Source organism: Roseovarius autotrophicus, assembly GCF_018069895.1.
In the GTDB taxonomy this organism is placed as follows: domain Bacteria; phylum Pseudomonadota; class Alphaproteobacteria; order Rhodobacterales; family Rhodobacteraceae; genus Roseovarius; species Roseovarius autotrophicus.
Map to the genome: position 1 here is coordinate 1 of NZ_JAGQDH010000011.1, position 22,383 is coordinate 22,383.

Genomic DNA, 22,383 nt, shown 5'->3' on the forward strand with positions numbered 1-22,383 from the left:
CCGATAGCCAGGCGGCACCGAAAAGGCCAACATCTTCTCAACCGTCCCGCGAGAAATGTTGAAATGCTTCGCCGCCGCCCGCGCGCTCATGCCCTCGCCACACGCCAGACGGACCTTCTTGTAAAGTTCCACGGTATAGATCTCCCCACCCTCCCTGCAGCCGCAAGAAGGGAAAAGTGGCAGAATTTTACTCCGCCCGCAGCGAGACTATCCCGCCGCTACCGTGGCCTAATTTTGCACCGCCGTTCTCAGTTTCAGGGATGGGCAGTCGAAACAGGGCGTTCTGGTGGAAACCGTCTCGGGGCTGGAAACGATCAAGGCTACGGGTGCAGCGCGGCGAATGCGCGCCCGCTGGGAGGATGCGATCGCCCGCCAGTCCGAACACGGCACACGCGCCCGCGGCGTCACGCAACTGGCGATGAACGCCACCAGCTTTACCCAACAATCCGCGCAGGTGATGATCGTGTTCTACGGCGTGTTCCTGATCACGGCGGGCGAGGTGAGCATGGGCGCGCTCATTGCCAGCGTGATCCTGACCGGGCGCGCGCTGGCACCGCTGGCCCAGCTTGCGCAGACGCTGACCCGGCTCAATCAGGCGCGCAATTCCTATCGCAGCCTTGATGCGCTGATGCGCGCCGACAGCGAGCGCCCGCAGGGCCGCCACTGGCTGAGCCGTCCGCGCCTCGACGGCCGGATCCGTTTCGACAACGTTCATTTCACCTATCCAGACCAGCCGGTTGCCGCACTCAAGGGCGTGAGTTTCACCATCGAGCCCGGCGAGAAAGTCGCGATCCTCGGGCGGATCGGATCGGGCAAGAGCACGGTGGCGCGGCTTCTGCTGGGGCTTTACGCGCCCGATCAGGGTGCGGTGCTGATGGATGACACCGATATCCGACAGATCGATCCTGGTGACCTGCGGCGCAATATCGGTTCTGTCTTGCAGGATGTATGGCTGTTTTCGGGCACCGTGCGCGAGAACATCGCCATTGGCGCACGCCGCCCGCGTGATTCCGACATCCTCGAGGCCGCCCGCATAGCCGGGGTCGAGGCGTTCATCGCCCGCCACCCCTCGGGCTATGACCTGATGCTGGCGGAACGGGGCGAGGGGCTTTCGGGCGGGCAGAAACAGGCAATTTCGCTGGCGCGCGCACTGGTCGGACGCCCCCCGGTGCTGCTGCTTGATGAGCCGACAAGCGCGATGGACGTGCAGAACGAACGCGCGGTGATCGCCCGCCTCAGGGACGAGGCACGCGACCGGACGCTGATCGTGGTGACCCATCGCACCAGCCTGCTGGATCTGGTGGACCGGGTGATCGTGATCGAGGACGGGCGCGTTGGCGCCGATGGCGACAAGTCGATCCTGGCGCGCGCCGCGCGTCAGGCGGCGGGGGGCAAGGATGGCGCGTAACCACGATCTCGACCAGCTTGCCCGCGAGATGCGCGGGCGCTCGCCGCTGCGCGGATCGCTTCTGCTATTCACCATACTCGCCTTTCTGGCGACCGCCGTCATCTGGGCCGCGCGCACCGAGATCGACGATGTGACCCGCGCCGACGGGCGCATCGTGCCCTCGGCCTCGGTGCAGGTGATCGAGGCGGCGGAACCGGGCGTACTTCAGGCGCTGCATGTCCGCGAGGGTCAGGTGGTCGACAAGGGCGATCTGCTGATGGAACTGGATGGCACGATCCTGGACAGCCAGCTGGACCAGGAACAGCAGCGCGCCTACGGGTTGATGGCCAGGATCGCGCGGTTGCAGGCCGAGATCGACGGCATCGATCTGACCTTCAACCCCGATCTGGTAAGACGCGCGGGGGATGTAGTGACCTCGGAAACGGCGCTTTTTCGCGGTCGGCAGGCCGAATTGCAGTCCGAGATCGACATTCTCGAACGCCAGCGCCTGCAACGGCGGCAGGAATACCAGGAGGGCCTGGTGGACCGGTTGACCGCGCTGGAAACGCTGGCCGTTCTTGGCGAGGAACGCGAGATGATGGAGCCGCTGGTCAAGCGCGGGATGGAGCCTGCGACCACGCTTCTGTCGCTGCGCCGGTCCGAGGCGGAATGGCGCGGCCGGGAAGTGCGGGCCGGGGCCGCGCTTGACCGGCTGCAATCCGCGCTCGACGAAATCGACGACCGCATCGCCGCGCAGCAGAGCCGCTTTCGCAGCGCGGCGCTCACCGATCTGGCCACGGCGACGGCAGAGCTCGCGGCGCTGAAGCCCGCGCTGCCCGCGCTGCAAAGCCGCGCCGCGCGCGCGCGTATCACAGCGCCGGTGCGCGGAATCGTGAACCGCATTCACCGCTCGACCCTTGGCGCGCTGGCGCGTCCGGGCGAGGACTTGATCGAGATCGTGCCACTCGACGACACGCTTCTGGTCGAGGCCTATGTGCGCCCAGATGACATCGCCTTTCTCTATCCCGGCCAGCCGGCGAAGGTGACGATCACGGCCTATGACGCGGCGCGCTATGGCAGCCTCTCGGGCGAGATCCTGCGCATCGGCGCCGACACGATCACCCGCTCGGAGCGCAGCGAGGAAGAGGTGTTCGTCGTCGAGATCCGCACCACCGACACCATCCTCGACGCTGACGGAGTCGAGGTCGAAATCATGCCCGGCATGGTGGCGCAGGCCGATATCCTTGCCGGGCGCAAGACCGTGCTCGACTATATCCTCAAGCCGGTCGTGCGCGTCAAGGATCGCGCGCTGCGGGACTGAACCGGGCGCGCCCTCAGCCCGGATCACCAAGCCGCGCCAGCACCACGTCCGTGTCGATCCCTGCAATCGCGCCCGCGACACGCCCGCGTGGCTCGCTCAGCCGCGTGGCAACATAGGCCCCCGCCACCGCCCCCGGCGCGTGGCGCATCAGCACCGACGCGGTCAGCAGCGTGGCAAGGCTCTCGGCATGGAACCGCGCCTGCCCCTCCTCGGGCAGTTTCGGAAACGCCTGCATATGCGCCTGCATCGCAGCGTCAAAGCGCCGGTCCTGCCCCGCCACGGTCGCCAGTTCGGCAGCCAGCACCTCGCCCGCCAGCGGCTCGCGGCGCAGCGTGCGCAGGATGTCGAGGCAGATCACATTGCCCGAGCCTTCCCAGATCGAATTGAGCGGGGCCTCTCTGTAGAGCATCGGCAGGGGCGTATCCTCGACATAACCCATGCCGCCCAGGCACTCCATCGCCTCGTAGACCAGACCGGGGCAGAGCTTGTTGCCGAGAAACTTGGCCAGTGCCACGCCGAGCCGGGCAAAGGCGCGCGCCGCCTCTCCCTGCCCGTCGAAGGCGCGCGCCACATGCAGGCCAAGCGCCAGCGTGCCCTCCCAGTCGAGCGCCAGATCGGCCAGAACGGCGCGCATCAGCGGCTGGTCGATGAGGCGTTTCTGAAACGCGCAGCGGTGGCGCGCCCAGTGATGTGCCTCTGAGAGCGCCGCGCGCATCAGCCCCGCCGGGGCCATGGCGGTATCGAGCCGCGTGTGGTGCACCATCTCGAGGATGGTGCGCACGCCATCGCCCTCCTCGCCCAGCCGATATGCGATGGCCCCGTGATACTCGATCTCGGCCGAGGCGTTGGCAAGATTGCCCAGTTTCTCCTTGAGCCGCTGAATATGGATGGTATTGCGCCCCCCCTCGAGCCAGCGAGGAACGAGAAAACAGGTGAGCCCCCCCTTGGCCTGTGCCAATGTGAGAAACCCGTCGGACATGGGCGCGGAGCAGAACCATTTATGCCCCGTGAGGCGGTAGTGGTCGCCGACAGCCTCGGCGCGGGTGGTGTTGGCGCGAATGTCCGAACCGCCCTGTTTCTCGGTCATCGCCATGCCCATGGTCGCCCCGCCCTTGCGCGCAAGCGGTCGTGTCGCGGGATCATAAAGCCGCGCGGTCAGCTTGGGCACCCATTCGGCAAGCAGCGCCTTGTCGGCCCTGAGCGCGGGCACCGCGGCATAGGTCATGGTCAACGGACAGCACACACCCGGCTCCACCTGGCTCATGAGATAGACCATGGCGGCATGGGTGGCGTGGCCGCCCGCAGCCCCCTCCCACGGGAGCGCGGCATAGCCCGCGCTCAGCCCAGCCTGCATCAGCCGGTGATAGGCCGGGTGAAAGCGGACCTCGTCAAGCCTGCGCCCGCCCGCGTCAAAGAGGACGGGTTCCGGCGGATGGCGGTTTGCGTCGCGCCCCAGGGCGCGCATTTCGGCGGTGCCGATCGTCGCCCCGAAATCCATGAGCCGCCCGACATCCGCCCCCGCCGCCGCGCCGTGATCGCAGAGCGCCGGATCATCGGCCCAGAGGTCGAGATCGCCCCGCTGTCCAGGCTGATTGATCACCTCATGGGTGCTCAGGCGATCATGGGCGGGACTATCGGTCATCGCGGCACTCCTTTCATCCGGAATGCTAAGCTGCGGGCGCGCAGGGCGAAAGAGGGATTCACAAGCCACCACGCTTGTGTCATGCTGTGGCAAAGCGCCCCAAGAGACGCAAACCGAGGCACGAAAGCAGCATGACCGCACGAAACACAGTCTGGGGGAGCCTTGCCGTGCTCTCCGTCGCCTTTTTTCTGGGGGCCTATTTCACCTTTGCCGCAGTGCAGGGGGACCATGGCCTATTCCGCCGCGCCGAGATCAAGGCACAAAGCGCCGAGTTGCGGATACAGCTCGCACGGCTTGAGACCGAGGTGGCGCGGATGGAAATCCTGACCCGGCGGCTCTCGGACGGGTTTCTCGATCTCGATCTGCTCGATGAGCAGGCCCGCGACGTGCTCGGCCTGTTGCGCGCGGACGAAATCGTGATCCGCTGACACGGGAAACGACGCCACGGAAAATTCCTTCTCGCAACCGCACCGCGATTGGTGTAAGAAATGGTTTAGCGTTAAACCATTTCCGCCACCAAGGAGGAGCACCCGCATGGCCCCCCGGAAAAGCGCCGCAAAACCAAATGTTTCCGCCGAAGACCTTAAAAAGTATTACCGCGACATGTTGCTCATCCGCCGATTCGAGGAGAAGGCGGGGCAGCTTTATGGCATGGGGCTGATTGGCGGCTTCTGCCATCTCTATATCGGGCAGGAGGCCGTTGTCGTCGGACTCGAGGCCGCCGCCGAAGAGGGCGACCGCCGCATCACCACCTACCGAGACCACGGCCATATGCTCGCTTGCGGGATGGATCCCAATGGCGTCATGGCCGAACTCACGGGCCGCGAGGGTGGCTATAGCCGTGGCAAGGGCGGGTCGATGCACATGTTCTCGACCGAAAAGCGGTTCTATGGCGGTCATGGCATCGTCGGCGCCAATGTGCCGCTTGGCGCGGGGCTTGCCTTCGCCGACAAATACCTTGGCAATGACCGCGTGACCTTCACCTATTTCGGCGATGGCGCGGCCAATCAGGGACAGGTCTATGAGACCTTCAACATGGCCGCCCTCTGGGCGCTGCCGGTGATCTTCGTGATCGAGAACAACCAGTATGCGATGGGAACCTCGCAGAAACGCTCTACTTCGACGCCCGATATCTACACCCGCGGCGAGGCGTTCGGCATCCCCGGCGAGGCGGTGGACGGCATGGACGTGCTCGCCGTCAAGGCGGCTGGCGAAAAGGCGGTCGCGCACTGCCGCGCGGGCAAGGGCCCGTATATCCTTGAAATCAAGACCTACCGCTATCGCGGCCACTCCATGTCCGACCCCGCGAAGTACCGCACCCGCGAGGAGGTCCAGAAGATGCGCGACGAGAAGGACGCCATCGAGCATGTGCGCGACCTTCTGCTGTCGGGCAGTCATGCGTCGGAGGACGATCTCAAGGCCATCGACAAGGACATCAAGGACATCGTCAACAAGTCCGCTGAATTCGCCAAGGAAAGCCCCGAGCCTGCGGTCGAAGAGCTATGGACCGATATCATCGCTGACGCCGCACCGCAGAACGCCTGAGGAGGAGAGACGACAATGGCAACCGAAATTCTCATGCCCGCCCTCTCCCCCACGATGGAGGAAGGCACCCTTGCCAAATGGCTGGTGAAGGAGGGCGACAGCGTCAAGGCGGGTGATATCCTTGCCGAGATCGAGACCGACAAGGCCACGATGGAATTCGAGGCGGTGGATGAAGGCACCGTGGGCAAGATCCTTGTCGCGGAGGGCAGCGAGGGCGTGAAGGTCAACACGCCCATTGCCGTACTGCTGGAGGAAGGCGAGAGCGCCGACAACGTTGCCAGCACCGCGAGCGCCCCGGCGCCGCAGGCGACCGAGGACAAGGCAGAGGCCCCGAAATCCGCCCCGGCGCAGGCCAAGGCACCCGAGGCCCCCCAATCCGACACCAGCCCCGACTGGCCCGAGGGCACCGAGACCGAGAAGAAGACCGTCCGCGAGGCTCTCAACGCCGCCATGGCCGAGGAAATGCGCCGCGACGACACGGTGTTCATCATGGGCGAGGAGGTGGCCGAGTATCAGGGCGCCTACAAGATCACCCAGAACCTGCTCGAAGAATTCGGCGCGAAACGCGTGATCGACACGCCCATTACCGAGCATGGCTTTGCCGGGATCGGCGTAGGCGCGTCCTGGGGCGGTCTGCGCCCCATCGTTGAATTCATGACCTGGAACTTCGCCATGCAGGCGATTGACCAGATCATCAACTCTGCCGCCAAGACGCTCTACATGTCGGGCGGGCAGATGGGCAGCCCCATCGTCTTTCGCGGCCCCAACGGGGCGGCGGCGCGTGTCGGCGCGCAACACAGCCAGGACTACGCCGCCTGGTATGCGCAGGTGCCGGGGCTTCGCGTGGTCCAGCCCTATTCGGCCGCCTGCGCCAAGGGCCTTCTGAAAACCGCCATTCGCGATCCCAACCCGGTCGTGTTCCTGGAGAATGAAATCCTCTACGGCCGCTCCTTCGAGGTGCCGAAACTCGACGATTTCACCATTCCCTTCGGCAAGGCAAAAATCTGGCGCGAGGGCACGGATGTGACCATCGTCAGCTTTGGGATCGGCATGACCTATGCGCTCGAGGCCGCCGACAAGCTGGCCGAGGACGGCATCAGTGCCGAGGTGATCGATCTGCGCACCCTGCGCCCGATGGATACCGACACGGTGATTGCCTCGGTGATGAAAACCAACCGCTGCGTGACCGTCGAAGAGGGCTGGCCGGTGGCCTCGATCGGCAACCATATCTCGTCCGTGCTGATGCAAAAGGCCTTCGATTATCTCGACGCGCCGGTGATCAACTGCACCGGCAAGGATGTGCCGATGCCCTACGCGGCCAATCTGGAAAAGCTGGCGCTGACCTCTACCGCCGAGGTGATCGACGCCGTGCGCCAAGTCACCTATCGCTGAGGGAGAGACGACAATGGCAATTGAAATTCTGATGCCCGCCCTCTCGCCCACGATGGAAGAGGGCACACTGGCCAAATGGCTGGTCAAGGAGGGTGATACCGTTGCGGCGGGCGACCTCTTGGCCGAGATTGAAACCGACAAGGCCACGATGGAATTCGAGGCGGTGGATGAGGGGGTCGTGGGCAAGATTCTCGTGGCCGCTGGCACCGAAGGGGTCAAGGTCAACACCCCCATCGCGGTGATGCTGGACGAGGGCGAGAGTGCTGCGGATATTTCCAGCGCCCCGGCCAAGGCCGAGGCCCCGGCGGCCAAGCAAACTGAGGCCGCACCGCAAGCCGCAAGTGCCGCCAAAACTGCCCCCGCCGCGCCGAAATCGGCTGAGGGTGATCGGGTCTTTGCCTCACCCCTCGCGCGCCGGATCGCGGCGGAAAAGGGCATTGATCTTGCAGGGATTACCGGCTCTGGCCCGCATGGCCGGATCGTCAAGGCGGATGTGGAAGGGGCCAAAGCCGCCCCCGCCGCTGCGGATGCTGAGACCCCGGCACCCAAGGCGGCGACCCCGGTCGCCGCTGCCCCCTCTGGCCCGTCGTCGGATGCCGTGGTGGCGATGTATCAGGGCCGCGCCTATGAGGAGGTCAAGCTGGACGGAATGCGCAAGACCATCGCCGCGCGCCTGACCGAAGCCAAGCAGACCGTGCCGCATTTCTATCTGCGCCGCGAAATCCGTCTCGACGCGCTGATGAAATTCCGCGCCGAGTTGAACAAGCAGCTTGAGCCGCGTGGCGTCAAGCTCAGCGTCAACGACTTCATCATCAAGGCCTGCGCGCTCGCTCTTCAGGCGGTGCCGGATGCCAATGCCGTCTGGGCCGGTGACAAGGTGCTGCGCCTGAAACCCTCTGACGTGGCGGTGGCCGTGGCCATCGAGGGCGGACTGTTCACGCCGGTGCTGAAAGATGCCGAGATGAAATCGCTCTCGGCCCTCAGTGCCGAGATGAAGGATCTGGCCAAGCGCGCCCGCGACCGCAAGCTGGCCCCGCAGGAATATCAGGGCGGCACCTTCGCCATTTCCAACCTTGGCATGTTCGGGATCGAGAATTTCGACGCGGTGATCAACCCGCCGCATGGCGCGATCCTCGCCGTTGGTGCGGGGCTGAAAAAGCCGGTGGTGGGCACGGATGGCGAATTGACCGTGGCCACGGTCATGTCGGTGACGCTGTCGGTGGATCACCGGGTGATCGACGGCGCGCTCGGCGCGGAACTGCTTCGGCAGATCGTCGAAAACCTTGAAAATCCGATGGTGATGCTGGCCTGAACGGGGGCCCCGGCCTTTGGTCGGGGCATACGCCCGCTTTATGGGCGCGACCGGCGCTCTGACGCGTTGTTGCGCCGGCACTGGACGGCCCCGTGCGCGTCAGCCCTCGTCGCTGCCCCGCACGCCCAGAAGCTGATCCATGCTGACCGCTGGCTGATCGCAACCCGCCTCGCCGACGATGCGCGCGGGCACGCCCGCCACTGTCTTGCAGGGCGGCACCTCCTGCAACACCACCGAACCGGCAGCAATGCGCGAGCACTGACCGACCCGGATATTGCCAAGCACCTTGGCCCCCGCCCCGATCAGCACGCCGTCGCCGATCTTGGGGTGTCGGTCCTCTTCCTCCTTGCCGGTGCCGCCAAGCGTCACAGAATGGAGCATCGAGACATTGTCGCCCACCACCGCCGTTTCACCGATGACGATGGAATGGGCGTGGTCGATCATGATGCCCTTGCCGATCTTTGCCGCCGGGTGGATATCCACGCCGAATACCTCGGACGAGCGCATCTGGAAGAACCGTGCCAGGTCGCGCCGCCCCTCGCGCCAGAGCCAATGCGCGATGCGGTGGCATTGCACCGCCTGATAGCCCTTGAAGAACAAGAGCGGCAACAGGAACCGGTCGCAAGCCGGGTCACGGTCGCGCACCGCGACGATATCGGCGCGCGCCGACAGGCCGATGGCCGAATCGGCCGCCAGCGCCTTGTCACAAATCTCGCGCAGGATCTGCTCCGGCATCTCGGGCGAGGCCAGCTTGAGCGAAATCCGGTAGGCCAGCGCCGATTCGAAGCTGCCATGGTGCAGCACGCTGGAATGAATGAGGCCGCCCATCAGCGGCTCATCGGCAATCGCTGCCCGCGCCTCCTGCGCGATCTGCACCCAGACGGGATCGAATTCGGCCAGTTTGGATTTGATATGCGGCACGGGCTGGTCTCCTTGTAACGCTCTCAGTATAACAGAGCGCCGGGGCAGTGAAAATCCACTCCGGCTGTGGGGATTTAGGGCGATGGACGACAAGACGCAAACCGCCTTTCGCGCGCGGATCACCGCGCGGCTTACCGAAATCGACGAAGAGGACGCACGCGGCGAGGCGGGGCAGGCCACGGTGGAACTGGATCAGCAGGCCGTCGGGCGGCTGAGCCGGCAGGACGCGCTGCAATCGCAGGCCATGGCACGCGCCACCCATGCCCGGCGCGATATCGAGCGGCGGCGCCTGCGCGCGGCGCTTACGCGCCTCGACGAAGGCGAGTTTGGCTGGTGCGAGGATTGCGGCGAAGAGATCGCCACGGCGCGCCTCACCCTTGACCCCGCGATCACGCGCTGCATCTCCTGCGCCAGGGGATGACCGCGCTGAGGGAGGCCATGCAGCAATTCGCCATCATCGTCAGCCACGGCCAACCCTCCGACCCGGATCCGGCGGAGGCGGAGCTTGTGGCCTTCGCGCAACGCGTATCAGAGGCCCTGCCAGGCTGGCATGTCGGCGCAGCGACGTTGGCCAGGCCCGGCGCGCTTGACGCGGCGCTGGCCGCCGCCGGCCCCGCGCCGCGCATCTATCCGCTTTTCATGACAGAAGGCTGGTTCACCGGCGACGCCCTGCGCAAGAGGCTGAGCGCCGCGCCCGAGGCCGTCATCCTGCGGCCATTGGGCGTCTCGCCCGCCCTGCCCGCGCTCGCCGCCGATCTCTTGCGTGACAGGATCGCGGCAGCGGGGTGGGTGCCGTCAGAGGTGCAGGTATTCATCGCCGCGCATGGCTCCGGGCGCAGCCCCAATTCCGCGCGCGACACCCGCGCCTTTGCCGCCGCACTTGGCGCGCTGCTGCCGCTGGCCGAAATCCGTGTGGGTTTTGTCGAAGAGGCGCCATATCTGGCCGATGCGGCACGGGGGCTGGGCGAAAAGAGCCTCTGCCTGCCCTTCTTTGCCGCCGAGGGCGGGCATGTCGTGGACGATGTGCCCGAGGCGCTCGACGCCACAGGCTTTGCCGGACAACGCCTGCGGCCCATCGGCACCGCCCCCGCCGTGCCCGACCTTGTGGCGCGCGAGATTGCCGACTCGGCCTGAGGCATCGTTAGCGCCACCACACCAGCGCAGCCCGGTTTTGCGATAACGGTTACCGCTAACACGCTGAAAAATGACCAAAAATATCTGCATTGCGGCTTTCCGAACGCGCGTGCCCCGTCTATACCGCGCGTAAATTCCGAACAGGAGACGCCCCATGACCATTACCGTCGGCATCAACGGTTTCGGCCGTATTGGCCGCTGCACGCTCGCCCATATCTCCGAGAGCCTGCGCAACGATATCGAGGTCGTCAAGGTCAACGCCACTGGCCCGATCGAGACCTCCGCGCACCTGATGCGCTATGACAGCGTGCATGGCCGCTTTGGCCACCCGATCACGATAGCGGGTAACACGCTCGATCTTGGGCGTGGTCCGATCGAGGTCATGTCCACCTACAATCTCGACGAACTGGACTGGGAAGGCGTCGATGTTGTGCTCGAATGCACCGGCAAGTTCAATGACGGGGCCAAGGCCCGCGCGCATCTGGAGCGCGGCGCGCGCAAGGTCTTGATTTCGGCCCCCGCCAAGAATGTGGATCGCACCGTGGTCTTCGGCGTCAACGATGCGATGCTGCAATCGGGCGAAAAGATGATCTCGAACGGGTCGTGCACCACCAACTGCCTCGCGCCGCTGGCCAAGGTCCTGCACGAGGGGATCGGCATCGAAAGCGGCATCATGACCACGATCCACGCCTATACCGGCGATCAGCCGACGCTGGACCGCCGCCACAATGACCTCTACCGCGCGCGTGCCGCGGCCATGTCGATGATTCCCACCTCCACCGGGGCCGCCAAGGCGCTTGGCGAGGTGTTGCCGGAACTGGCAGGCCGTCTTGACGGATCGGCCATCCGTGTGCCCACGCCCAATGTCTCGGCGGTTGACCTGACCTTCATCGCGGCCCGCGACGTGACCAAGGCTGACGTGAACGAGGTTGTTGCCGAAGCAGCGACGGGCGCAATGAAGGGCATTCTCGGCTACGATCCGGAACCCAAGGTCTCGATCGATTTCAGCCACACCGAGGAAAGCTCGATCTTCGCGCCCGACCTGACCAAGGTCACCGGCAAGCGGTTGGTGCGGGTGCTTGCCTGGTATGACAACGAATGGGGATTTTCGTGCCGCATGGCCGATGTGGCCGTGGCCATGGGCCGGCTGCAATAAGCCGAGCGCTTTCACGACAAGGCCCCGGTCCTCGCGCCGGGGCCTTTTCTTTTGGTGACCGCCCTAAACCCCGGTTATACGCGCCTGTTTTCGCACTTCGGTTGCATGGTGCGCGGGGCGCATCGCTGCCATCTGGGGTTCAGCCACGCCATTCCGGCCGGCCATACACGTCACCGAAAGGAGCCACCCATGAAACGCATCATCGCACTTGTTCTCGCCATCTCGCTTGGCGGCGCTGCGCTGGCCTCGGACTACAAGAAGATCGATCCGGCCACGACCGACGCGATCACCGCCACGCTCACCGAGCAGGGCTATGAGGTGCGGCGCGTCAAGAAAGACGACGGCCTTTACGAAGCCTATGCCGTCAAGGACGGGGTGAAATACGAGATCTATCTCAACGAGAAGTTCGAGATCGTCAGGACCAAGATTGACGACTGAACCTTCGCGCCGGGGCGGTCAACCACCCCGGCCCCCTTTCGCAACGGGAGTTGCCGACATGATCGAACACAAGATATGGGATCCGTTCGTGCGCCTGTTCCATTGGTCGCTGGTCCTTTTGTTCGCTGCCAATGCCCTTGCCATCGACGATGACAGCAAGGCCCATGAATGGGTCGGTTACGTGATCGTCGCGTTGGTGGGTCTGCGCCTGATCTGGGGCCTTGTCGGCCCGAGGCGCCAGCGCTTTGCCAGCTTCCTGCCGCGCCCCGGCGCCGTGAGCGGACAGATCGGCGATATCGCCACGGGCCGCCGCCGCGCACATCTGGGCCACTCCCCACTGGGGGCGCTAATGATCGTGAATCTGCTGGCGACGATGCTGGCGCTTGGCCTGACAGGCTGGATGATGACCACGACCACCTTCTGGGGATCGGAATGGGTCGAGGAACTGCACGAGTTGCTGTTTATCTGGGCCAGCGTCTCGGTTCTCGCCCATATCGCCGCCGTCATCTTCGAGAGCCGCCGCACCGGTGTGAACCTGCCGCGCGCGATGGTCACGGGGACAAAGCGCGTGCCGGATGATATCCGGATCGTGGAATGACCAGAAGCGCGCAGGACAGTATCCCGATGCTGATCGGGCTGATCGCGGTGCAGAGCCTCTGCGCCGCCTTCTTCCTGTGGGATGTGCTGGCCGATATCCGCCCCTACGGGATTCGATCGCTGGCCAATGTGCATATCGCCACCGAGACGCTGGCCGCTCTGGCCCTGATCTCGGCCATCGTGTTCGAGACGCGGTATCTGATGCGGCTTCTGCGGCGCAAGGCACATCTGGAGGATCAGGTCTCGATTGCGGCCGGGGCGTTTCACGAGATCGTGCTGGCGCATTTCGACCGCTGGGACCTGACCCCGGCCGAGGCCGATGTGGCCATGTTCGCGATCAAGGGCTTTTCCATCGCCGAGACGGCGCAGTTGCGCGGCTCTGCCGAGGGCACGGTCAAGGCGCAGTTGAACGCCGTCTATCGCAAGGCCGGTGTCTCGGGGCGCGGCGCGCTGCTAGGGCTTCTGGTCGATGACCTGATGGGTGCGCCGCTGGTGGGGCGCGCAGGCTGATTGGCTTGCGCGGGCGTGCGCGCTCGGGCAAGATTGTGGGCGAGTTTGTCGAAAGGCCGCCCATGACCAACAAGATCGCGCTTGCGCTCGGCGCTATGATCGTCGTCGGATTTGGCTATGATATTCTGCGAAACGACATGGCCGGATCGCTGTTTGTGGCGCGCAAGTTGATGGACCTGATTGACTATCTCGCCTTCTGGCGCTGATCACTTTCGTTTGCGGGCGGATTGACAGACACCCGTTTTCGCGTATGTTCGCGCCGACACGTTAGCGCTAACAAACGCGGGAGACCACGCCATGACAACGACCCTCGCCATTAACGGTTTCGGACGGATCGGGCGGACCGTGCTCCGCGCGCTTGTGGAATCGGGGCGTGACGATCTGCGGATCATCGCCATCAATGATCTCGGACCGGTCGAGACGAACGCCCACCTGCTGGAATTCGACAGCGTGCACGGGCGCTTTCCCGGTTCGGTCAAGGTTGACGGTGACATGATCGACGTCGGGCGCGGCCCGATCCGCGTGACCGCCCTGCGCGATCCCGAGGCACTGCCCTGGGGCGATGTGGATATCGTGCTGGAATGCACTGGAATCTTCACCGATCGCGATGCCGCCGCGCGGCACCTGAAGAACGGGGCCGGGCGCGTGCTTGTCTCGGCCCCTTCCACGGGCGCGGACCGCACGGTGGTCTACGGGGTCAACCATGGCGACCTGACAGCGGCAGATTTGATCGTGTCAAACGCATCCTGCACCACCAACTGCCTCGCCCCCGTGGCCAAGGTGCTGCATGAGGTCATCGGCATCACGCGCGGCTTCATGACCACGATCCATAGCTACACGGGCGATCAGCCGACGCTCGACACCATGCATCGCGACCTCTATCGCGCGCGCGGCGCAGCGATCAACATCATCCCCACCACCACCGGGGCGGCGCGCGCGGTGGGTCTGGTCCTGCCGGCCCTTGCGGGCCGTCTCGACGGCACCGCCATCCGCGTGCCTACGCCCAATGTGAGTGCGGTCGATCTGACATTCGAGGCCGCGCGCGACACAAGCGTTGACGAGATCAACGCCGCGATTGTGCAGGCAGCCGCCGGTTCGCTCAATGGCATCCTCGATGTCACGGGGCGCGAACTGGTGTCATCCGACTTCAACCACAACCCGATGAGCGCCATCTTCGCCACCGACCAGACCCGCGTGATGGAGGGCCACCTTGCCCGCGTGCTGGCCTGGTATGACAATGAATGGGGCTTTTCCAACCGGATGCTTGACGTGGCCTCGGCGATGGCGCGCGCAGCCTGAGCCGTCAGCCGTATTTCCCAGCCAGCGCCGCCTTGACCGGAGAGGTGACGAATTTCGTCACATCCCCGCCAAGCCGCGCGATTTCCTTGACCAGTTTCGAGGCAATCGCCTGATGCCCCGCATCAGCCATCAGAAACACCGTCTCGACCGAATTGTCGAGCGCGCGGTTCATGCCGACCATCTGGAATTCATATTCGAAATCCGCCACCGCGCGTAACCCTCGAATGATGATCTGCGCGCCGACATCATGGGCGCAGTTGATCAACAGGTTCTCGAAGGGATGCACCACGATCTCGGTGCCGGTCAGATCCGACAGCACCACGCATTCCGCCTCGATCATCGCCACCCTCTCTTCGAGCGAAAACAGCGGCCCCTTGTCGCGGTTGATCGCCACACCGATCACCAGCCGGTCAACCAGCATCGCCGCGCGGCGGATGATGTCGATATGGCCAAGCGTGATCGGGTCGAAAGTGCCGGGATAAAGGGCGATGCGCATGGGACGGCTCCATTCTGGGATTTGCCGGGCACGCAACAAGATTGCGCGCGCCGATGCAAGCCCCTCAGTAGCCCATGATCATCCCTTCCAGTGCGCTTTTCTCCATCGACAACTCTTCCAGTCGCGCCTTGACCACGTCACCGATGGTGACAATCCCCACCAGCTTGCCGTTTTCGACCACCGGCATGTGCCGGAACCGGCCATCGGTCATGCGCGCCAACACCGCGTCCGAAGTATCCTGCCGCGTGCAGCAGACGGGGTTGCGCGTCATCATCTGGCTCGCGGTTTCCTGAAGGCAGGGCGCGCCCCGGACCGCCAACGCCCGCACGATATCGCGCTCCGACAGGATCCCTTCGGGCCGCTCGCCATCGGAGGAAACGACCACACCGCCGATCCGGCGCTCGGCGAGAATGCTCGCCACTTCCGACACCGGCGTTTCGGGTGTGATGGTGATCACGCCGCTATCGCCCTTTGATTTCAGAATCTGCTGAACGAGCATGTCGGGACCCTTCCGAAATAAAATGTCGATAACGTCAGCGTGATCCACTAAAAAAGTTCTGTCAAGCCTCGGCCTCCAGTTGCGCCACCTCGGCGCGCAGCCCCTCGACAAGGGCTGTGGCAAATCGATTCTGCCGCTCCAGCCGTCGGTCATCGGCATGGCGCACCAGATAGAAGCTCCGAATGAGCGAAAGTTGGTCGGGCAACACCTTGACCGCGCACAGCCACGGCAGCGAGAAATCGTGCAACACGCCGATGCCCGCCCCCTGCCGCACAAGGTTGAGTTGCACAGAGACGGAATTGGACGCGAGATCCACATGCGTAATCCCCGCCTCGCTCAGGTAATCCAGTTCGCGGTCAAAGATCATGTCCTGGATGTAGCCGACGATGCGATGGCCGCGCAGATCCTCCAGCCGCTCGATGGGGGGATGGGCACGCAGATAGGCGGGCGAGGCCGCGAGATGCAGGCGATAATCAGTGATCTTCTGCACCGTCAAGCGACCGGCTGTCGGCGGGCTGACGGCAATGACCATATCCGCCTCGCGCCGCGTGAGGTTGAAGACGCGCGGCAGCGCGACGATCTGGATTTCCAGATCCGGGTTATCGGCCCCGATGGCTGCACAGACCTGCGGCAGAAGGAAATTGGCGCAACCATCCGGCGCGCCGATACGGATCTGCCCCGAGAGGCCGCCCGCCTGCCCACCCAACTCGCTCGCCGCCGCCTCCATCGCCTGTTCGGCGCGGATCGCGTGAACCATGAGGCGCGCGCCCGCCTCGCTGAGTGCATAGCCGGTCGGAGATTTGGCAAAGAGTGGCGCGCCAAGGTCTTCCTCCAGCCGCGCGACGCGGCGGCCCACGGTGGCCGGATCAATCCGCAGCACACGCCCCGCACCAGACAGGCTTTCCTCGCGCGCCACGGCAAGGAAAATGCGCATATCATCCCAATGCGGCATCATCCCCGCCCCCTTTGCACAAATGCAAATCCATAATGGGATCTTGCCTCTTTTTCATCGAGTTTTGCAAGGCTAGGCTCCGGGCAACGCGCAATTCAGGAGGAGAAAGCCATGCAGGACCTGACCCATTACATTAACGGCGCCCATGTGAAGGGCACATCGGGCCGTTATTCGGACGTGTTCAACCCCGCCACCGGCGAAGTGCAGGCCAGATGCCCGCTGGCCAGTGTCGAGGAAATGAACGTCGCCGTCGCCGCCGCCCAAGCCGCACAGCCCGCTTGGGCCGCCACCAACCCGCAGCGCCGGGCGCGCGTCATGATGGAATTCGTCCGCCTGCTCAACCGCGATATGGACAAGCTGGCCGAGGCGCTCTCGCGCGAGCATGGCAAAACCTTTCCCGACGCCAAGGGCGATATTCAGCGTGGTCTGGAAGTGGTCGAATACTGCATCGGCGCGCCGCACATGCTCAAGGGTGAATTCACCGATGGCGCAGGCCCCGGCATCGACATCTATTCCATGCGTCAGGCGCTTGGCGTGACGGCGGGCATCACGCCCTTCAACTTTCCGGCCATGATCCCGATGTGGATGTTCGCGCCCGCGCTGGCCTGCGGCAACGCCTTCATCCTCAAACCGTCCGAGCGTGACCCCTCGGTGCCGCTGATGCTGGCCGAACTGATGGAAGAGGCCGGGCTGCCCAAGGGAATCCTGCAAGTCGTCAACGGCGACAAGGTTGCGGTGGACGCGATCCTCGACCATGAGGTGATCCAGTCCATCGGCTTTGTCGGCTCGACCCCGATTGCGCAATATATCTATGGCCGTGGCTGTTCCAACGGCAAGCGGGTGCAGTGCTTTGGCGGCGCCAAGAACCACATGATCATCATGCCCGATGCCGATATGGATCAGGCCGCCGATGCCCTCATCGGCGCGGGCTATGGCGCGGCGGGCGAACGCTGCATGGCCATCTCGGTCGCGGTCCCGGTGGGCGACGAAACCGCCGACCGCCTGATCGAGAAACTCGTGCCGCGTATCGAAAAGCTGAAAGTGGGGCCGTATACGGCCGGAAATGACGTGGATTACGGCCCCGTCGTCACCGCAGAGGCCAAGCAGCGCATCCTTGGCCTTGTCGAATCCGGCATCGCACAGGGTGCCGAGTTGGTTGTCGATGGCCGCAATTTCAAATTGCAGGGCTACGAGGACGGCTTCTTTGTCGGCCCGCACCTCTTTGACCGCGTGACGCCGGATATGGACATCTACACACAGGAAATCTTTGGCCCCGTGCTCTCGACCGTGCGCGCAGCCTCTTACGAGGAGGCCCTGAAACTGGCGATGGACCACGAATACGGCAATGGCACCGCGATCTTTACCCGCGACGGCGACGCCGCCCGCGATTTCGCGGCGCGTGTCAACGTCGGCATGGTCGGCATCAACGTGCCGATCCCCGTGCCGCTGGCCTATCACACCTTCGGCGGATGGAAGAAGTCCGGCTTTGGCGATCTCAACCAGCACGGCCCGGATTCGTTCAAGTTCTACACCCGCACCAAGACCGTGACAGCGCGCTGGCCGTCGGGGATCAAGGAAGGCGGCGAATTCAACTTCAAGGCGATGGACTGATCCGTTCCGGGGGGTGCCGCCCACCCGATACGCAAAGCCCCGGCCCGTCGGGCCGGGGCACCCGTCATAAGGCAATCAATGCCGTCACAGGCCCCGCGGACCAAGGCGCCGCCGAAACCAGCGGGCAAGATAGATCACCGGCCAGCGCAGCACGCTCATCCCAGCCACCAGCACCACAAGGCCCACCCACGGCCCGTTCTGCCACGTCACCAGCCCCAGGATCGGCACCCCGATCGCAATCAGCCCGTAGGCGCGACTCCAGTGATTGTCGCGCGAGGGAAGCATCGCGAGCAGGTTCGCAGCCACGGCCCAGAGACAGGCCACAAGAAGCGAGCCCGTCACCTCGCCCCAGCCCGCCCGAGCCGCGCCGGCAGGCCGTTGGCCCAGGCAGAAATCGTGCCTGCGCCGAGGCACACCACCATGTCGCCCGGCCGTGCGGTCTCGCGCACCAACCGTTCCAGATCGTCCTCCGATCCGATGGCCACCGCCTGTCGGTGGCCGTGGCGGATGAGGCCTGCCACCAGATCGTCACGGCTGGCACCGGGGATCGGGTCTTCGCCTGCAGCATAGACATCGGCGATGCCCACCACGTCGGCCTCGTTGAAACAGGCACAGAACTCCTCGAAAAGGCTCGACAGCCGCGAATACCGATGCGGCTGATGCACGGCGATCACGCGCCCCGTAGAGGCCTGCCGCGCCGCGCGCAGCACGGCCGCGATCTCCACCGGGTGATGGCCGTAATCGTCGATCACCGTGACGCCGCCCACCTCGCCCACGCGGGTAAAGCGGCGGTTGACGCCGCCGAACTCCGACAGCGCATCGCGGATTGTCGCGCGCGGCACGCCCAGATGCCGCGCCACGGCGACGGCGGCCAGCGCGTTCGACACGTTGTGATCGCCGGGCATGGGCAGAGAACAGCCTTCAATCAGCTTGCCCTCGGCCTGAAGCGCCACATCGAACCGCGCCCCCCCCGCCTCATAGTGCAGATTGACCGCGCGCACATCGGCCTGCGCGTTGAAGCCGAAGGTCAGCACCCGCCGGTCGGTGATCCGCCCCACCAGCGCCTGCACCTCGGGGTGATCGGTGCAGCAGACCGCAAGGCCATAGAACGGGATATTGGAGACGAAATCGTGAAATCCCTGCCGCAGTCGCTCGATAGTGCCCCAGTGCTCCATATGCTCGGGGTCGATATTGGTGACGATGGCGATGGTCGCGGGCAGGCGGTTGAAGGTGCCGTCGCTCTCGTCGGCCTCGACCACCATCCATTCGCCCTGCCCCATGCGCGCATTGCTGCGATAGGCGTGGATGACACCGCCATTGATCACCGTCGGGTCGATCCCGCCCTTGACCAGCAGTTCCGCCACCAGCGTCGTGGTGGTGGTCTTGCCATGGGTGCCCGCCACCGCGATGTTCGACTTGAGCCGCATCAGCTCCGCCAGCATCTCGGCGCGGCGCACCACCGGCAGGCCGCGCTGTCGCGCCTCGTCCAGTTCCGGATTGCCGGGCTTGATCGCGGAGGAAATCACCACCACCTCGGCCCCATCGAGGTTTTCGGCCCGCTGCCCGACAAAGACCCGCGCGCCCAGGCTTTCCAGCCGCTCGGTGATCTTCGACCCCTTGAGGTCAGAGCCCTGCACGTCATAGCCGAGATTGAGCAGCACCTCGGCGATGCCCGACATGCCGATGCCGCCTATGCCCACAAAATGCAAAGGGCCCACATCGGTGGGCAACTTGGTGGCGGCGTTCATCGTGTCAGTTTCCTTTCGTTGCCAACGCTTCGACCAGATCGGCGAGCCGTTCGGCAGCCTCGGGCCGGCCCTGCGACAGCGCGGCCCCGGCCATCAGCGTGGCCCCCCGCGCATCGCCCAGAACGGCGGCGATCTGCGTGGAAAGAGAGGCGGTGTCAAGCCGGCTCTCGGGAATGAGGATCGCGCCGCCCGCGCCGACCAGCCCACGCGCATTGGCGCTCTGGTGGTCGTCGGCGGCGGCGGCGAAGGGGATGAGGATCGATGGCCGCCCGATCACCGCCAGATCGGCAAGGCTCGACGCCCCTGCACGGCTGATGACAAGCTGCGCCTCGGAGATGCGCCGCGCCACATCGCGAAAAAACGGCTGCACATCCGCGTCGATCCCCGCCCCGGCATAGGCGCGTGCCACACGCGCCCCGTCCTCGTCACGGGCCTGATGGCTCACGCGGATGCGGCGCAACAATTCGTCGGGCAGAGCCGCGATGGCACCTGGCACCACGTCGCTCAGGACGCGCGCGCCCTGAGAGCCGCCGATCACCAGCACCGACATCGGGTAATCGCCCGGCGGGATATAAGGCGCGCCTGCGCGTTCGCGCACGGCGGCGCGCACTGGATTACCCACATGCTCGGCCCGCGTCGTCCCCTCGGGCAGGGTGGTGGGCCAGGTGCCGCAAGCCACAAGATCGACGCGCCGCGCGAAAAACCGGTTGACCCGCCCCGGCACGCCGTTCTGCTCGTGCACCATGCGCGGCAGGCGCAGGATCGTGGCCGCCGCCAGCGCCGGGATGCTCGGATAACCGCCGAACCCCACCACCATCGCCGGCCGCTCGCGCAGCATCCGCACCACCGTGCCAAGGATCCCGCCCGCGATATGCAGCGGCGCGAGCAGCTTGTTGACGATCCCGCCTCGCGCGAAGGTGGCCGAGGACACCTGCGCGATTTCGACCGAGTGTGGAAAGCCGCCGGTGTAGCGTGCCCCGCGGATGTCGGTCGAGAGCCGCACGCGCCAGCCGCGCCGCAACATCACCTCGGCCAGCGCCTGCGCGGGGAACATGTGCCCGCCGGTGCCGCCAGCCGCGATGATCAGAAGGGGGGCCTTGTCGCTCATCATATGCCTCGTAGGGTGGGTGGCAACCCACCGTCTGCCTCGATCATCGCCGCCCCCGCAGGATATCCCCGATCTGCCCCTGCGGCCGTGTGCGCGTGAAGGCAAACAACATGCCCAGGGCGATTCCCCCCGCCACCAGCGACGATCCGCCATAGCTCACGAAAGGCAGCGTCATCCCCTTGGCCGGCAGCAGGCGCACCGCGACACCCATGTTGATCATCGCCTGCGCGCCGAAGATGGCGACAAGACCCGTGCCCGCGAGGCGAATGAACGGATCACGCTCACGCATGAGCCGCAGGAAGGAACGCACGACAATCCCCGCATAGATCGCGATGATCGCGAGCACCAGAACGAGACCGTATTCCTCGGCCGCGACAGCGATGATGAAATCGGTATGCGCATCGGGCAGCGACCATTTCACCTGCCCCTCGCCCACGCCTACGCCAAAGAAACCGCCCTCGCGGATCGCATTGGTGGCAAATCCAAGCTGCGTGGTGGGGTCCACCTCGGGGCTGAGAAACCCGTCGATGCGCCGCGCGAAATGCTCGGAATTGGCATAGGCGAAAGAGCCCGCCAGAACCACCGCCGCCGCCATGACCAGGAGCAGCGTCACCGGCGCGCCGCTCACGAACCAGACCGCGCCCCATCCGAACAGCACCAGCGCCGCCTGCCCGAAATCGGGCTGCATTGCCAGAAAGCCGAGGATCACCACCATGATGACAAACGACCACAACCGGCCCGGTGGGCCGCCGATCTCGTGGCTGGCCGCGATCATCCAGGCGGCGACGACGACAAAGGCAGGCTTGAGGAATTCTGAAGGTTGGACGCTTGCAAACCCGAGACTGTACCAGCGCACCGCGCCCTTGCCGAAATCCGTGCCGAAGACCGGCAGCATCATGAGCGCAAGCAGCGCGCCGAAGAAACCCAGCACCGCCAGCCTGCGCACCGTCTCGGGGCGCTGCATGGAGACAAGCATCATGGCGACAAGCGCAAGCCCGCCAAAGAACACCTGTCGCTGAACATAGTGAAAGGGGGGAAATCCGTTCTTTTCCGCCAATGGCACAGAGGCCGCCAGCCCCAGAAGAATGCCGATGGCAAAGAGGATGAGCACCGAGAAGAACGACCATTTATCGATCGTGCGCCACCACCGGGGGAGAACGGGCTCTGCGTCCCGCAGGGGCACTGCCCCATAGACCATTTCCGTCATCTGCCTGCCGCCTCGATTATGTTCGCCCCTTTGCGGGGTCTCGGGGCACAGTCTAGCCGCATTTCGGCCCCTGCGCCAGAACCTCTTGCCAATGGGCGGGTTTTCGCG

24 protein-coding genes are annotated in these 22,383 nt (G+C 65.0%); 15 read left to right on the plus strand and 9 right to left on the minus strand.

Features of this window, described 5'->3' with window-relative positions; genetic code table 11:
* Positions 1 to 286: 286 nt before the first annotated feature.
* Positions 287 to 1,408, plus strand: coding sequence for an ATP-binding cassette domain-containing protein (locus KAK09_RS12135; protein WP_336244453.1), 1,122 nt, complete (start codon positions 287 to 289; stop codon positions 1,406 to 1,408).
* Positions 1,398 to 2,708 carry an HlyD family type I secretion periplasmic adaptor subunit gene (locus tag KAK09_RS12140; protein WP_210879212.1) on the plus strand — a complete coding sequence of 437 codons (1,311 nt, stop codon included), beginning with the start codon at positions 1,398 to 1,400 and terminating at the stop codon, positions 2,706 to 2,708. Before KAK09_RS12135 ends, KAK09_RS12140 begins: the two co-directional genes overlap by 11 nt.
* 13 nt (positions 2,709 to 2,721) lie before the next feature.
* Here the strand turns inward: KAK09_RS12140 and KAK09_RS12145 are convergent, their stop codons facing one another.
* Positions 2,722 to 4,350, minus strand: a complete 1,629-nt coding sequence (locus KAK09_RS12145; protein ID WP_210879213.1) for an acyl-CoA dehydrogenase family protein — start codon at positions 4,348 to 4,350, stop codon at positions 2,722 to 2,724.
* Positions 4,351 to 4,481: 131 nt separating this feature from the next.
* Here KAK09_RS12145 and KAK09_RS12150 point away from each other — a divergent pair, with 131 nt between their 5' ends.
* The 4 genes from KAK09_RS12150 to KAK09_RS12165 all read left to right on the plus strand — a co-directional run bounded on the left by KAK09_RS12150 (position 4,482) and on the right by KAK09_RS12165 (position 8,599).
* Positions 4,482 to 4,778 (plus strand): FtsB family cell division protein, encoded by a 297-nt coding sequence (locus KAK09_RS12150; protein WP_210879214.1) that lies wholly within the window; start codon positions 4,482 to 4,484, stop codon positions 4,776 to 4,778.
* A 106-nt stretch (positions 4,779 to 4,884) separates the two neighbouring features.
* Complete coding sequence (gene pdhA / locus KAK09_RS12155; protein ID WP_210879215.1) at positions 4,885 to 5,895, plus strand: pyruvate dehydrogenase (acetyl-transferring) E1 component subunit alpha; 1,011 nt, start codon at positions 4,885 to 4,887, stop codon at positions 5,893 to 5,895.
* Positions 5,896 to 5,910: 15 nt separating this feature from the next.
* Positions 5,911 to 7,287: a pyruvate dehydrogenase complex E1 component subunit beta gene (locus tag KAK09_RS12160; protein WP_210879216.1), complete on the plus strand. Its 1,377-nt coding sequence runs from the start codon at positions 5,911 to 5,913 to the stop codon at positions 7,285 to 7,287.
* 13 nt (positions 7,288 to 7,300) lie between these two features.
* Complete coding sequence (locus KAK09_RS12165) at positions 7,301 to 8,599, plus strand: pyruvate dehydrogenase complex dihydrolipoamide acetyltransferase (RefSeq protein WP_210879217.1); 1,299 nt, start codon at positions 7,301 to 7,303, stop codon at positions 8,597 to 8,599.
* A 99-nt stretch (positions 8,600 to 8,698) separates the two neighbouring features.
* On the opposite strand, the gene cysE is transcribed toward KAK09_RS12165, so the two are convergent.
* Positions 8,699 to 9,520, minus strand: a complete 822-nt coding sequence (gene cysE / locus KAK09_RS12170) for a serine O-acetyltransferase (RefSeq protein WP_210879218.1) — start codon at positions 9,518 to 9,520, stop codon at positions 8,699 to 8,701.
* 82 nt (positions 9,521 to 9,602) lie between these two features.
* On the opposite strand from cysE, the gene KAK09_RS12175 reads away from it, so the two are divergent.
* The 8 genes from KAK09_RS12175 (at position 9,603) to gap (KAK09_RS12210) (ending at position 14,654) form a co-directional block, all read left to right on the plus strand.
* Positions 9,603 to 9,941, plus strand: a complete 339-nt coding sequence (locus KAK09_RS12175; RefSeq protein ID WP_210879219.1) for a TraR/DksA family transcriptional regulator — start codon at positions 9,603 to 9,605, stop codon at positions 9,939 to 9,941.
* Positions 9,938 to 10,654 carry a CbiX/SirB N-terminal domain-containing protein gene (locus KAK09_RS12180; RefSeq protein ID WP_247651219.1) on the plus strand — a complete coding sequence of 239 codons (717 nt, stop codon included), beginning with the start codon at positions 9,938 to 9,940 and terminating at the stop codon, positions 10,652 to 10,654. The genes KAK09_RS12175 and KAK09_RS12180 overlap by 4 nt, the downstream gene beginning before the upstream one ends.
* Before the next feature lie 154 nt (positions 10,655 to 10,808).
* A complete protein-coding gene (gene gap, locus KAK09_RS12185; protein WP_210879220.1) occupies positions 10,809 to 11,810 on the plus strand; it encodes a type I glyceraldehyde-3-phosphate dehydrogenase in 1,002 nt (333 codons plus the stop codon).
* A gap of 189 nt (positions 11,811 to 11,999) precedes the next feature.
* Positions 12,000 to 12,248 (plus strand): PepSY domain-containing protein, encoded by a 249-nt coding sequence (locus KAK09_RS12190; RefSeq protein WP_210879221.1) that lies wholly within the window; start codon positions 12,000 to 12,002, stop codon positions 12,246 to 12,248.
* A 58-nt stretch (positions 12,249 to 12,306) separates the two neighbouring features.
* The gene (locus tag KAK09_RS12195) at positions 12,307 to 12,846 is read left to right on the plus strand and encodes a cytochrome b/b6 domain-containing protein (RefSeq protein ID WP_210879222.1); all 540 of its coding nucleotides are present in this window, start codon (positions 12,307 to 12,309) and stop codon (positions 12,844 to 12,846) included.
* Positions 12,843 to 13,355: a helix-turn-helix transcriptional regulator gene (locus KAK09_RS12200; RefSeq protein WP_210879223.1), complete on the plus strand. Its 513-nt coding sequence runs from the start codon at positions 12,843 to 12,845 to the stop codon at positions 13,353 to 13,355. The genes KAK09_RS12195 and KAK09_RS12200 overlap by 4 nt, the downstream gene beginning before the upstream one ends.
* A gap of 62 nt (positions 13,356 to 13,417) precedes the next feature.
* The gene (locus KAK09_RS12205) at positions 13,418 to 13,561 is read left to right on the plus strand and encodes a hypothetical protein (RefSeq protein WP_210879224.1); all 144 of its coding nucleotides are present in this window, start codon (positions 13,418 to 13,420) and stop codon (positions 13,559 to 13,561) included.
* A 91-nt stretch (positions 13,562 to 13,652) separates the two neighbouring features.
* Positions 13,653 to 14,654 (plus strand): type I glyceraldehyde-3-phosphate dehydrogenase, encoded by a 1,002-nt coding sequence (gap, locus tag KAK09_RS12210; protein WP_210879225.1) that lies wholly within the window; start codon positions 13,653 to 13,655, stop codon positions 14,652 to 14,654.
* Between the two features lie 4 nt (positions 14,655 to 14,658).
* On the opposite strand, the gene coaD is transcribed toward gap (KAK09_RS12210), so the two are convergent.
* The 3 genes from coaD to KAK09_RS12225 form a co-directional block, all read right to left on the minus strand.
* Positions 14,659 to 15,150, minus strand: a complete 492-nt coding sequence (gene coaD / locus KAK09_RS12215; protein WP_210879226.1) for a pantetheine-phosphate adenylyltransferase — start codon at positions 15,148 to 15,150, stop codon at positions 14,659 to 14,661.
* Between the two features lie 64 nt (positions 15,151 to 15,214).
* Positions 15,215 to 15,649: a CBS domain-containing protein gene (locus KAK09_RS12220; RefSeq protein WP_210879227.1), complete on the minus strand. Its 435-nt coding sequence runs from the start codon at positions 15,647 to 15,649 to the stop codon at positions 15,215 to 15,217.
* Positions 15,650 to 15,710: 61 nt separating this feature from the next.
* Complete coding sequence (locus tag KAK09_RS12225) at positions 15,711 to 16,604, minus strand: LysR family transcriptional regulator (protein ID WP_210879228.1); 894 nt, start codon at positions 16,602 to 16,604, stop codon at positions 15,711 to 15,713.
* 108 nt (positions 16,605 to 16,712) lie between these two features.
* On the opposite strand from KAK09_RS12225, the gene KAK09_RS12230 reads away from it, so the two are divergent.
* Positions 16,713 to 18,212, plus strand: a complete 1,500-nt coding sequence (locus tag KAK09_RS12230) for a CoA-acylating methylmalonate-semialdehyde dehydrogenase (protein ID WP_210879229.1) — start codon at positions 16,713 to 16,715, stop codon at positions 18,210 to 18,212.
* 84 nt (positions 18,213 to 18,296) lie between these two features.
* Here the strand turns inward: KAK09_RS12230 and KAK09_RS12235 are convergent, their stop codons facing one another.
* Genes KAK09_RS12235 through KAK09_RS12250 form a run of 4 tightly spaced genes read right to left on the minus strand, consistent with a single transcriptional unit; the run spans position 18,297 to position 22,275 of the window.
* Complete coding sequence (locus tag KAK09_RS12235) at positions 18,297 to 18,554, minus strand: DUF2484 family protein (RefSeq protein ID WP_210879230.1); 258 nt, start codon at positions 18,552 to 18,554, stop codon at positions 18,297 to 18,299.
* Positions 18,551 to 19,960, minus strand: a complete 1,410-nt coding sequence (gene murC / locus KAK09_RS12240; RefSeq protein ID WP_210879231.1) for a UDP-N-acetylmuramate--L-alanine ligase — start codon at positions 19,958 to 19,960, stop codon at positions 18,551 to 18,553. The genes KAK09_RS12235 and murC overlap by 4 nt, the downstream gene beginning before the upstream one ends.
* 4 nt (positions 19,961 to 19,964) lie before the next feature.
* Positions 19,965 to 21,068, minus strand: coding sequence for a UDP-N-acetylglucosamine--N-acetylmuramyl-(pentapeptide) pyrophosphoryl-undecaprenol N-acetylglucosamine transferase (locus KAK09_RS12245; RefSeq protein WP_210879232.1), 1,104 nt, complete (start codon positions 21,066 to 21,068; stop codon positions 19,965 to 19,967).
* A gap of 43 nt (positions 21,069 to 21,111) precedes the next feature.
* The gene (locus KAK09_RS12250; RefSeq protein WP_210879233.1) at positions 21,112 to 22,275 is read right to left on the minus strand and encodes a peptidoglycan glycosyltransferase FtsW; all 1,164 of its coding nucleotides are present in this window, start codon (positions 22,273 to 22,275) and stop codon (positions 21,112 to 21,114) included.
* Positions 22,276 to 22,383: the final 108 nt, after the last annotated feature.